Below are 12,415 nucleotides of genomic sequence, written 5' to 3' on the forward strand. Positions count from 1 at the left end.
ATGAAAAGTCTGCTTAAATTTATTACTTGCGGAAGTGTAGACGACGGAAAATCCACCTTAATCGGACATATGCTATATGAGGCCAAGCTATTATTCGCCGACCAAGAAAGAGCGTTAGAGCTGGATAGCAGACTGGGCAGCCGCGGCGGCAAAATTGACTATTCCTTGCTTCTAGATGGGTTACTGGCGGAGCGCGAACAAGGGATTACCATTGATGTGGCTTATCGGTATTTTACGACGGACCACCGTTCGTTCATCGTAGCGGACACACCCGGACACGAAGAATATACCCGTAACATGGCCGTAGGCGCATCTTTTGCGGATCTGGCTATCATTCTTGTGGACGCAAAGAAAGGGGTAATTACCCAAACTAAGCGCCACACTCGGATTTGCGCACTTATGGGTATTAAACATCTTGTTTTAGCTGTGAATAAAATGGATTTAGTGGGTTTTGATCCTAAGACATTTGATGCGATCAAACAAGAATTTTTGCAATTGACCTCTGAGTTTCACTTTGAAAGCATTCAGGTGATCCCTGTTTCTGCCACAGAAGGGGATAACATTACGAAAAAATCGCCAAATACCCCTTGGTACGAAGGCCTTGCTTTGCTGCCATATTTGGAAAATGTGGACGTTCATCAGAACGACAATGCGAAGCAATTTATGATGCCGATTCAGCGTGTATGCCGTCCGGATCATACATTCCGCGGTTTCCAAGGCCAAATTGAGGCTGGGCGTATCGCGGTTGGTGATGAACTGACAACGTTACCTAGTCATGAGAAGGCGAAAGTCAAACGGATCCTCGTGGGAGACCAAGATCGCGATTATGCCTATGCTGGACAGCCCGTAACCATTCAATTGGATCGGGAAGTCGACGTTTCGCGGGGCTGTGTATTCACGAAGGATAGTGAGATTCAAGAGGCGGACAGTTTTAGTGCTACGATTCTTTGGATGGATGATTCTGTGCTGACGCCAGGCAAAAACTATCTGGTCAAAGTAGGGACGAAAATCCTACCAGGTACCGTAACGGAGATTACGCATAAAATCGATGTTAATACTGGAAAAACGATTCCAACCGATCATATTGTCAAAAATGAATTGGCCAAATGTGAGTTTTCATTATCTGACGCTATCGTTATTGATTCTTTTGAACAAAATAAAAGCATCGGCGGATTTATTCTGATAGATCGTGTCACCAATATGACATCTGCTTGCGGAGTGATTGAGCAAATCCTTCAAAGCTCCGACAATGCTGTACAGTTAGATACGGAAATCACCAGAGATGTTCGTGCTCAGCAAAAAGGTCAGAATCCTTTGACCCTTTGGTTCACTGGTTCGGTTTCAGCTCAATCGACCCTTGCGAAGGAAGTCGAAAAACGTTTGGTATCGACAGGTCACCATACCATGTTACTGGGGAATGGCCACGGAGAATCGTTGCAGCGATTAGCAGAAGTTGCAAAATTGATGAACGATGCTGGACTTATTGCATTGGTATCGAATGATTCCCCGATCGAAAACGACCGAGAAACCGCGCGAGACATCATTGGCAAAGAATATATTGAAGTTTATGTAAACAGACCACTTGCAGGCAGCTCGAGCACAAATGATACACCTGGGAACCCGGAAATCGAAATCGATATAAGCAAGTTTTCAATCGAAGAAGCTGCAAATTATGTAGTGAAACGAATTATCAAATATTTAATCAATGAGAGTAGTCGTGGACAATTCCTTAATTTCTAATGCTTAAACAAATCGACGCTACGAAATAGTCTTTGAAAAATAGTATCCCTACATCACCGTGAATAGTGATGTAGGGACTTTTTTTTTGTGTCCGCGGCATGGGGCACCTGTTAAGACTCTATTGGTACAAAAATTGGTGATTAGTCTGCAGGAAGTTTAGAATGTTGGGGTTCATTTTAGGCTTACAAAAAAACTGACCGAAGGCAGTCAATTATTTGGAGATATAGAAAGCGTTATTTTCAAGCTTTATTATCAATCCTAACTCATCAACGGCATAGTGCCATGTCATAGGGAAATAGGTAACATCGTTTAATACTAATAAAGGATACTCCTAGGAACCATTATCAATCCAACTGTCGTTTACATAGCCGCTGTGCTGCTGTATCGTTTATTGGAACAGCTGCATATGTGAGGAAGAGATTTGGGTTTAAACAAGTTTTAATGGGACTGCTTTTAGAGGCAGTCTCTTTTTTTATACACCCAACTCTGAAAATGGAATGTCGTAAAAAATTGATATTCAGACGGCTAACGAGATTAACGCATTCACATAACTTCGAAATTCCACATATAAAATAGGTGAATAACGCTTATAGATCTTTCATAATGAGGAGAAGTCCATGATTTTAATCGAAGGTACCAGCAAAATAGCCTTTGAAGAAGGTACGCTGTCTGAGTTAGAACTAACCATTTATCAAAAGAAGCAGAACAGCCCTATTGAGTATCGGTATGATTCCGTTTATACCCTGTTGTTTGAACTGTACATGCGAAAGCAGATTGCGGAGTCCGCGAAAGAGCTGAGTAAAGCTGGTGTCTATTTTGCAGATTTCAAAAAAACGCTATGTAACCCGATGTATTGGCACTTAACTAATCATGGGAGGTTCCAGCTGAATAGCGGATTTGCTCCACAAGATGCGATACGGGATATATTTACAAATGGCAGCTCCTACGCATTCGAATGCTCAATGGCTGTCGTCGTCGTCTTGTACAAAGCCCTATTAGAATCCATAGATCCTAGACAATTCGATATATTGTTTGCGGACCTTTTATTATTTGATTGGCATTCCAACAGCAAATTGCACCTAATCGACCGGACATATAATGAGGAAGCTGTGATTGGTGATGTGCTCTATTTTGAGAACCCCGACTTTGTACATTCGGTACCCTGGTGGAAAGGAGAAAACGTCATCCTGATGGAAAACGACCTTTTTTATGGACATGGACATGGCCTCGGAATTACTTCTGGGGAACAAGTCATTAAAGTCCTGAATAAAAACAGATTGCTTGGCAGTACAAAATCAGCATTTCTGACAGATCGTTATGTTCATCCGGATTTCTCCTACTTCGCAGAATTTCAGCATCGTTTACGGGAGAAACCCATTATTGCGAAAGTAGGAGATTGGATTTATGTTCGAAAAGGTTGGATTATTAACAAAACATGTTAAATGTGCCCAATTTATATAGACAATGACCTATTTGCGAAACCTTGCATATGATGACGTATGCCTACTTCAGAAAGGGGAAAGAAAATGACAAATCGCAATTTATCAACGGAGGATAACCTCCCTATTTATCAAGCTGCAACAAGGACGGAGACTTACCATCCTGCTCAACAAGCTCCGACATGGACGGGGACCCACCATCCAGCTCAACAAGCTCCGACAATGACGGGGGATAACCTCCCTCTCCATCAGCAGCCTTCAGCAGCACCGGGAGCGCATTATCCAACGCATCCACATCACGAACATGCTCATTATACACATCCTCACCATCCACATCATCATCACGCCTATCACCCACAACACCATCACTCCTATCACCCACAACACCATCATGCCTATCATCCCATGCATCATCTTGCTTACCATCCGATGCATCACCACGTTGCCTACTACCCACATCATCATTACATGCATCATCATCCGATGCATCATCTTCAACACCATACTCAGCATCCTCAACATACACAACAGCACCACCATACCGGGCAAACCCATCATTATCATCACCAACAGCATCATACGCCTTCACAATAAAACTAATGCAGTCACCAACCACCCACTATAAGCAGTCTACAAGGTGCATGTAAATAAATATTAAAACAAAAACCTAGAAGTTGTTGCTTCTAGGTTTTCTTGCTTTCACTCGAACCACTATACATGATTAGCTATAGTTAACACTATTAACCAACATAAAGGATGTGGTGTAGATATATGTTATACTTCCGTTAGCGACAAGTGAAAAGGAGTTTTATAATGCCTACGATTACGAAAAGACCATTCGATCAAGAGTTCCAAACGATATTAAGTGAATTGCAATCCGGCTACCATGCAGGGGAAGAGGTTGTGGGTAATACCGTATGGTTGTCGTATAATTAATTCTCGAGTTGAGGTAGGATCACCTCTATATAAACGGAGGCGATCCTACTTATTCAAAGGTAGCGATTTTACTTATTAACCAGAAAAGCCGCAACTTCTGCTAATCGCGAAGCGTAACCCCATTCATTATCGTACCAAGTTGCAACGGATAGGATTTCACCCTGCAGTTGGGTCAAAGGAAGGTCAATGATGGAGGAGTGGGGGTCGCCTACGATACGAGATGATGCCCATTCACCTTCCAGAACATCAAGAACTCCCTTCAATTGACCATCTGTGGCAGCACTGCGGAAAATATCATTTACCTGCTGTACCGTACATGGCTTTTCCGTCACAAGGTTTAATTCAGCAATACTTCCGGTGCGCGTTGGAATCCGGTATGCCTTTCCGGTAATCTGCAAATCATTCCAGATAAATTTAAGGGCTCTTGCAGCTCCTGATGAAGAAGGAATGATATTCTCAGCTGCAGCCCACGAATCTCGGCGATCCTTCATAGGCTGATCAGTTAGCGACTGGGTGTTTGTGTACGAATGGACGGTGGAGAAGAGACCATACTTAATCCCGAAGTTTTCTTTGACTATTTTGACCACTGGAGCCAATGCGTTGGTCGTACAACTCGCCATACTAATAATTTTATGCTTTTCCGGATCAAAACTATCCAAATTTATCCCTTTCAGCAATACAGCATCACAATCTTCAAGGCTCTTGCTAGGCCCACTAACTAATACTCTATTTGCCCCGCGATCCAAATGGACCTTAGCAACAGCTCGGGTGACAGCTCGGCCTGTACAGTCAATTACCAGATCTACATCTAATCCTTTCCAATTAGGGACTTCCTTTGATGAATCGATAAACTGAATTTCGCGTCCACCTATTACCATACTACCTTCTTGTGCCGATACGGCTTCGTGCCAGCGCTTATAGTTGGTATCAACTTCAAACAGAGCGGCAAGTGTTGCTGCGTCTTTAATATCAGAGATGGACACGGGAACAAATAGTTGATCCTGTAAAGCTACTCTTAATAACTGTCTGCCAATACGCCCAAATCCAAATATTCCTATTTTGCCCATGGTTTAACCTCCATTGAATGAGAAATATGAATTCCTTACGGGTACGCCTCAATTTTAGCATATTTTGGTACCTAGCACTCAGGAAGCATTTATTTTACAGCTATTTTGGCTTGTTCTTTTCTTAATCTTTCAGGGGTAACATTATCTCCGTTCGGATCAATAATTGTAGAATTCAAGAGCAAGCTATCTATTGAACCACGAAATATTTGAAGATATTCTTTACGCAGATTGGCTTGTTCTGTTTTTTCAATCTCAGTTAATCCGATTTCTTTCTCTTTTCTTGAAAGCATATTAATTTTATTTAAAATGGTAAGCATAGTGGACCACTCCTTTTATGATTTGCGTAAAGCTGGTAAATTTTTATTCGGAAGTTTTTAAAATATCATGATCAACGTATCTTTCCCCATTTATTTCGCTAATGACATTTATTGCCACTCTAGCCCCGTCACCAGCGGTGATGATGGCATGGACGCTAACGCCAGCTGCTGTACCTGCTGCCCAAATACCATCCAAACTTGTTTGACCATGTGTATCAACATCAATGACCGTCTTAATTCGCGGTTCGGTTGCTGGTTTTGTTTTCAAGCCCAAATGTTCCGCAAGCTCTGTTAAAGCTCCTGTAGCAATAATGATATATTTAGCTTCATATTGTCCGATATTGGTTTCAATGCGAAAACCTGCATCTATTTTAACAATATTTTGAACCTTCTCATCCTTCACTGCGGCGCCAAATTTAACTGCCTGTTTCTTCCCGATATCTATAAGATCAGGGCCGGAAATTTCTTCAATACCATAATAATTTTCAAGCCACGCCCGTTTTGTCATGCTTTTATCATTATGGATGAGTAAAGTGTTCTTTTCTGCTTTTGCTGCAAATAATGCTGCACTTGCTCCTGCGGGACCTGCGCCAATCACTGCGATATCGTACATATCAACAACTCCTTCGAATGTGTAAAATTAATATTCTTTGCGTCAATACTTGGGTAAGCTATACTTTTTTTTATGCAAGAAAATATCTTTAAATTAAGACTCTTAGTTATGAGATAATAATATGCTTCATAAAGTGAAAAGTCAATATGTATTTTATTGTTTCGATTTGCCATTTATGGACAGCAAGAAGGAGCCAATTATCATCAGGAAAAGGATGAGGAATTTCGCTACTTACTCTGATGTTACTAACTGACAACTTTTTCAGTTCTTATGAAGATTTTTGTTTCCCTGTATAATAGCAATGAAAGCAAACAGTTTATGGATGGAGGGCTGAGAATGAACTATAGAACTCTTGGAAAAACGGGATTACAGATATCGGAAATCGGGTATGGTGCATGGGGAATCGGCAAAACGGCTTGGATTGGTGCATCTGACGACGAATCGATTGATGCGCTGAATCGTTCAATTGAGCTGGGGCTGAACTTTATCGATACGGCTTTGGGCTATGGAGACGGCCACAGTGAAAGACTTGTCGGGCAGGTTGTAAAGGCCCACGATAAGCCGATTTATGTTGCTACCAAAATCCCTCCTATAAACAGACAATGGCCTGCTCGAGACGGGGTGCCTGTAGAAGAGGCGTTTACAGCGGAGCATGTTATTTCTAGTACAGAGCAAAGTCTGCGAAATCTGGGCTTGGATTCGATCGATGTGCAGCAGTTTCATGTCTGGTCAGACGAGTGGGTGGGTCAAGGAGATTGGCTGGAAGGGATCCGCAAACTTAAAGAGCAAGGCAAAATCCGCCATTTTGGCATATCGATAAATGATCATCAACCCAACAACGCCATCAAGTTGATTGAATCTGGGCTTGTTGATACGGTACAGGTCATTTATAACATTTTCGATCAAAGCCCCGAAGATCAACTGCTTCCTGCCTGTGCGGAGCATAATGTCGGTGTTATTGTCAGAGTTTCGCTGGATGAAGGCGGGCTGACGGGGCGAATTACACCTGGTACGACGTTCAGTGAAGGTGATTTCCGCAATAACTATTTCCGAGGTGAGCGCAAACAAGAGGTGTATGACCGCGTTCAGAAGATCGCTTCCGATCTTGATATTTCCATTGAGAAGATGCCGGAAACGGCACTGCGGTACGTGCTCAGCCATCCTGCTGTATCAACGGTAATTCCGGGTATGCGCTCAGTTCGTAATGTTGAGTATAATATGCGGGTCGGAGACGGGCAGGGATTAACAAAGGAACAAGTTGAGAAGCTGAAGCCGCATCGCTGGATTCGGGATTTCTATAGAGGTTGATTGGAAGCTGATGGAGCAAGAGTAAGGGTTTATGGAGTTGAAAAAGCGGCAAGTCCTCTAGGGGATTTGCCGCCTTTTTATGCCTGTTTGTCGGTCTACCAAGCGTAAGCTTCCGGAGCTGGTTTTCCGGGTCCGGGGAAAATTTCATCCAACTTTTTTAACGTATCTTCACTCAGTGTGACTTCTGGTACGCGTAACGAATCTTGGAGCTGCTCGATTGTTCTCGGTCCGATAATTGGTGAGGTAACGGCCGAATGCGACAATACCCAGGCCAAGGCGACAACGTCTTCTTTTTCATCTATTTCTTTGCAAAGCGCTGAAAATTGCTCCAACTGGCTCCGATGCTTCTCGATCCGCTCAGCGGAACGCGTACTCCGGGCACCTGTGCCTGCCAAGGCGTTGCGGCCCAGCAATCCTCCGGCAAGAGGACTCCATGGAATGACACCAAGACCGAGCTTCTCAGCAGCGGGAAGCACTTCCAGCTCAGGCAATCTGGCAAGTAGATTGTACATGTGCTGCTCAGAGATTAAACCTAGGAAATGACGGGCTTTGGCCTCAGCTTGGGCACAGGCAATATGCCACCCTGCAAAGTTGCTGGACCCGATATAGTCAACAGTTCCTTGGTTCACAACGGATTCAAACACTCCCCACAACTCATCCCAAGTTACATTGCGGTCGATATGATGCATTTGATAAAGCTCAATATGGTCCGTCTGCAGTCTTTTCAGCGATGCTTCCAGATGACGTCTGATTTTGTACGCCGATAATCCTCGTTCAGCATTCGGTCCATCATTGGGATCATTCATATCCCCATAGGCTTTCGTCGCAAGAATGACTTTCTCTCTACGACCTCCGCCTTGCTTGAACCAGCGTCCGATGATTTCTTCTGTCCATCCTCTTTTTTCAACTCCGCCGTAGACGTTAGCTGTATCGAAAAAATTGATTCCCGCGTCTAGTGCGGTATCCATAATTTTAAAAGCTTCTTTTTCCTCGGTTTCCGGTCCAAAGTTCATCGTTCCTAAACATAACTGACTGACCTTTAATCCGGATTTCCCTAAATACGAATACTTCATGATTCATCCTCCCACATTCCTCTTGATTTTAGTAGAAACTAAATTTTTTGAGTGTTTGTACGTGATGACATTTTATATTCTATAGAAGTTCCTATGTCATTGAAAGTAGTGAAAATGTTTACAGTATATGAGCTTTATGTGATTAGCTATAGTCGAAGTTATTAACTAACCTAAGGTGAAAAATTGCTTGTTAGCCACTCTTTGTGTGACGTGAGGGTGTGATTGACTATACTTTCAGGCAAAGATGATATAATAAGACTACTAAATTGGTGCCTATGAAGGGAGAAGTCATGGACGGAAATAAAATTACTTATGAGTCTATTGATGCATATATTTCTATATTCCCACCGGAGGTTCAGGAGATACTTACCAGATTAAGAGAAGTTATCAAAGAGTCGGCTCCAGGTGCAGAGGAAAAGATAAGTTATCAAATGCCCACGTTTGCTTTACATGGGAACTTAGTTCATTTCGCTGCTTATAAAAATCATATCGGATTTTATCCAGCGGCTAGCGGAATTGAAGCTTTTAAAGATGAGTTGTCCAGATATAAAGGAGCAAAGGGTTCCGTGCAATTTCCAATAGATAAGCCGCTTCCTTATGATTTAATAAGTAGGATTGTTAAATATAGAGTGGCTGAGAATTTTAGGAAAGCAGAGGGTAAATTGAAAAAGTCGAAGTAATTGTAGGATATAAATACCTAGGGACCTTCCTTGTAAATACATGGGTAGCCTCTTTCTTTGCTTAGGATGTCGAATGTCTTATTATAGCGAATTTTTGAATATTTTGAATAATTTCATTGTATAAAAAACCCATTAAAAGTATAATTTCTTTAATGGATTTTTCCATATGAATAGATATTCTTTTCAAACAAAGGGGAGGAAATGCAATGAAAAATTGGAAGAATTGGATACTTATGACTCTGGTTTTGGTAGCTATGGTTTATTCATCCGTTGTATCAATACCTTGGGGGCCTTAATCCCAAAAAAGGAGCTAGGAGAAACCTAGTTCCTTTCACTTTTATATAAAGGAATGAATATGAACATATATGATTTACTTTATACTTGCAGGCCTTCTACTTTGTATAATCCTGAGACGCAATTTATTGACAATTGTTGATTCCTTTGCAGCTTTCAGAATGCCTTATTTACTGATCGGTACCTTTGCGTTTCAAATTTTTATTTATTGGTTGAGTCATAGAACGGGGCGCGATTATCCTATTCTACTTGAACTCTCATTTGCAATAATGATCGTAGGCTTATGGATGAACAGGCATTTACCAGGAGTTATTTTTATATGTTTTGGGGCTGTGCTTAATTTATTAACAATTAGTATACACGGTGGTTTAATGCCAGTATCTGAAAAAGCTCTGATGATGTCTGGGTATAATGGTTCTGCTTTTGATACAGACGATCCCCGACATCAACTAATGAATACATCTAATTTTTGGTGGTTGGGAGATTGGATTCCTTTCTTCAAACATGTGATAAGTATGGGAGATGTTTTTGTAGGTATCGGTTTTATTCGATTTCTATTAGGAACCACTGCAAAGAGGGAGTAGCATGAAGGATAAAAATCTATACACTCTGATATTATTCTTAACTGGAATTTACACTACATATGTTTGTATGGAATTTCTTGAATCTAATAGAGATTGGAAATCTATAATTCTTATTTGCGTCTTTACAATAATTGTTGATATATTTCCAATTAAAATGCCTAATGGATTACTTTTGTATAATGGTTCAACGTTAGGAATTCTTTATTTAATGTATTCTATGGGAATCTCAGCAAGTACGGTTCCTATTCTTGTAAGTGCGATAATGTTTTTTTTGTTAGCCACCAAACCATTTTATAAGATTAACTGGTATCGGTTATTTTCAACTTTAGGGATGTATTTTATAAGCATGGTGTGTGGAGCAGCGATTCTGCCGTTTACAAACCAGCTACCACTGATCATTCAAGTTATTTGTATTACCTTTGTTTTTGATAACGTTAACTTAATAATACGTGCGGGAATCATGAAATTTGTAAACAAAGCTCCTTTTTTTAATAAGGTGTCAATTATTAAGATTGTTAGAGTACAAGTTTCTTTATCAGTAGTTTCAATTTTATTATATCATCTTCTGAAACAAACAAATTTGAGTGATCTACTTACCGAGGTTATCATTGCAGCTTTTCTTTTACTTTTGATTAACTTCCTAATCTCAGCCTATAACAAGCATATTGATAAAATTGAAGAAGCCAAACAACGTTACCAGTCTTTATTTGACCGTAATCCAGATATTGTTTTTACATTAGATCTATCTGGAAAAATTACGAGTGTTAACCCGATGTTGGAAAAATTACTTGGCTATTCCCCGGAGTCTATATTGGACGTTAATTTATTCGAATATGTGACTTCAACAGGGAAACAAGAAGCTATACATCATATAGAACAAGCGCTGCTGGGAAATCCACAACAATTTACAATGGGCTTTTCTACGAAAGAAGGGTCTGACCGTGATCTGTTCATAACTTGTGGTCCAACGGTAGTGAACGATCAAATTGTTGGGGTCTATGGAATTGCTAAGGATATTACCGAGCAGAAGCAAGCCGAACAGATTATTCATAGAATGGCTTACTTCGATGAAATAACCGGGCTGCCGAACCGAAGCAACTTTCAAGAGTGCATGGCGGAGACATTGGAAAAAGCTCATAACAACTCCTTAGCCGGATTAATGTTTCTTGATCTAGATAAATTCAAACAAGTAAATGATACGCTGGGGCATCATACAGGTGATCTTCTATTAGTTGATGTATCCAAACGCATTATCCAATCTGTTCCGGAAGGATCTATCGTTTCTAGGCTGGGGGGCGATGAATTTACGATTATTTTTCCAAATCTAAGTCATGCAGATGAGGTCATACCAGTTGCCGATACGATCTTACAAGCATTAGCTGAACCTTTTTATTTACACAATAGAGAGTTATATATAACAACAAGTATAGGAATCTGTATATATCCTGATCATGGGACCGATGTGGAAACGTTAATCAAAAATGCAGATGCCTCTATGTATCGGGCCAAAGAATCCGGTGGAAACACCTACAGCGTATATTCGAAAAGTATTCAAAAGCTTAATGAAGCTAAGCACAAGATACATTCTAATTTGCACAAAGCGATTGAGCGCGAAGAGTTTTATTTGCATTTTCAACCGAAGATCGATTTGACTTCTGATAAAATTAACGGTGTAGAGGCACTCATTCGATGGGAAAATCAAGAATTGGGACAAATGTCACCTGTTCAGTTCATTCCGATCGCTGAGGAGAGTGGATTGATCCTGCCCATCGGGGAATGGGTGTTAAGGATAGCGTGTAGGCAGAATAAAGCTTGGCAGGATGCAGGGTTTCCACCTATTGTTATGTCGGTTAATCTTTCCTCTATTCAATTGCAAAATGAGCATTTAGTCCGTACGATTGGGCAAATTTTGCGGGAAACGGAGCTAGATCCTCAGTGGCTTGAAATTGAGATAACGGAGAGTATGCTGCTGCAGAATACCCAACATACGATGAAGGTGCTTGAAGAAATAAAAGAGCTCGGTATATCTATTTCCATCGATGATTTTGGAGTGGGTTATTCTTCGCTTAGTTATTTGAAGCATTTTTCATTCGATTATTTGAAAATGGACAAGTCTTTTATCGATAACTTAAACATGTCTCCAAAAGACGAATTGATCATAAGTGGTATTATCAAATTGGCTCATAGCTTAAACATGAAAGTAATCGCCGAAGGAGTCGAATCGAGTGAACAGCTTTCTTACTTGCGTGAGCAAGGTTGTGATGGCGTTCAAGGGTATTTGGTTAGTAAACCTTTGTCGGCAGGGGAGTTTATTGAGCGGGTTTGGCTTCTACCAAAAAAGATGGAATTGTAGTTGAAACAGGA

General features: G+C 41.0%; 12 protein-coding genes. 7 read left to right on the forward strand and 5 right to left on the reverse strand.

Going from position 1 to position 12,415, the window contains the following annotated elements:
* On the forward strand, nucleotides 1–1,740 hold the full coding sequence (locus GC098_RS22215) for a GTP-binding protein (protein WP_171645399.1): 1,740 nt from the start codon (nucleotides 1–3) through the stop codon (nucleotides 1,738–1,740).
* Between the two features lie 617 nt (nucleotides 1,741–2,357).
* Complete coding sequence (tgl, locus tag GC098_RS22220; protein WP_171645400.1) at nucleotides 2,358–3,182, forward strand: spore coat transglutaminase TGL; 825 nt, start codon at nucleotides 2,358–2,360, stop codon at nucleotides 3,180–3,182.
* A 121-nt stretch (nucleotides 3,183–3,303) separates the two neighbouring features.
* On the opposite strand, the gene GC098_RS22225 is transcribed toward tgl, so the two are convergent.
* The gene (locus tag GC098_RS22225; RefSeq protein WP_171645401.1) at nucleotides 3,304–3,768 is read right to left on the reverse strand and encodes a hypothetical protein; all 465 of its coding nucleotides are present in this window, start codon (nucleotides 3,766–3,768) and stop codon (nucleotides 3,304–3,306) included.
* Nucleotides 3,769–3,992: 224 nt separating this feature from the next.
* Here GC098_RS22225 and GC098_RS40895 point away from each other — a divergent pair, with 224 nt between their 5' ends.
* Entirely contained in the window at nucleotides 3,993–4,115 is a 123-nt protein-coding gene (locus GC098_RS40895; RefSeq protein WP_281367108.1) for a hypothetical protein, read from the forward strand.
* Nucleotides 4,116–4,183: 68 nt separating this feature from the next.
* On the opposite strand, the gene GC098_RS22230 is transcribed toward GC098_RS40895, so the two are convergent.
* The 3 genes from GC098_RS22230 to GC098_RS22240 all read right to left on the reverse strand — a co-directional run bounded on the left by GC098_RS22230 (nucleotide 4,184) and on the right by GC098_RS22240 (nucleotide 6,112).
* Entirely contained in the window at nucleotides 4,184–5,182 is a 999-nt protein-coding gene (locus tag GC098_RS22230) for a type I glyceraldehyde-3-phosphate dehydrogenase (protein WP_171645402.1), read from the reverse strand.
* 89 nt (nucleotides 5,183–5,271) lie between these two features.
* Nucleotides 5,272–5,499 (reverse strand): DUF896 domain-containing protein, encoded by a 228-nt coding sequence (locus tag GC098_RS22235; RefSeq protein ID WP_171645403.1) that lies wholly within the window; start codon nucleotides 5,497–5,499, stop codon nucleotides 5,272–5,274.
* 43 nt (nucleotides 5,500–5,542) lie between these two features.
* A complete protein-coding gene (locus GC098_RS22240; protein WP_171645404.1) occupies nucleotides 5,543–6,112 on the reverse strand; it encodes an FAD-dependent oxidoreductase in 570 nt (189 codons plus the stop codon).
* Nucleotides 6,113–6,448: 336 nt separating this feature from the next.
* Between GC098_RS22240 and GC098_RS22245 the strand changes: the two genes are divergently transcribed.
* Nucleotides 6,449–7,420, forward strand: coding sequence for an aldo/keto reductase (locus tag GC098_RS22245; RefSeq protein ID WP_171645405.1), 972 nt, complete (start codon nucleotides 6,449–6,451; stop codon nucleotides 7,418–7,420).
* A gap of 95 nt (nucleotides 7,421–7,515) precedes the next feature.
* Here GC098_RS22245 and GC098_RS22250 read toward each other — a convergent pair whose 3' ends face one another.
* The gene (locus GC098_RS22250; RefSeq protein ID WP_171645406.1) at nucleotides 7,516–8,493 is read right to left on the reverse strand and encodes an aldo/keto reductase; all 978 of its coding nucleotides are present in this window, start codon (nucleotides 8,491–8,493) and stop codon (nucleotides 7,516–7,518) included.
* A 290-nt stretch (nucleotides 8,494–8,783) separates the two neighbouring features.
* Between GC098_RS22250 and GC098_RS22255 the strand changes: the two genes are divergently transcribed.
* The 3 genes from GC098_RS22255 to GC098_RS22265 all read left to right on the forward strand — a co-directional run bounded on the left by GC098_RS22255 (nucleotide 8,784) and on the right by GC098_RS22265 (nucleotide 12,404).
* Complete coding sequence (locus GC098_RS22255) at nucleotides 8,784–9,173, forward strand: iron chaperone (protein WP_171645439.1); 390 nt, start codon at nucleotides 8,784–8,786, stop codon at nucleotides 9,171–9,173.
* Between the two features lie 422 nt (nucleotides 9,174–9,595).
* Nucleotides 9,596–10,051, forward strand: coding sequence for a DUF5317 domain-containing protein (locus tag GC098_RS22260; RefSeq protein WP_171645407.1), 456 nt, complete (start codon nucleotides 9,596–9,598; stop codon nucleotides 10,049–10,051).
* 1 nt (nucleotide 10,052) lies between these two features.
* Nucleotides 10,053–12,404, forward strand: a complete 2,352-nt coding sequence (locus tag GC098_RS22265) for a sensor domain-containing protein (RefSeq protein ID WP_171645408.1) — start codon at nucleotides 10,053–10,055, stop codon at nucleotides 12,402–12,404.
* Nucleotides 12,405–12,415: the final 11 nt, after the last annotated feature.

The organism is Paenibacillus phytorum (assembly GCF_013141715.1).
GTDB classification, from domain to species: Bacteria; Bacillota; Bacilli; order Paenibacillales; family NBRC-103111; genus Paenibacillus_E; species Paenibacillus_E phytorum.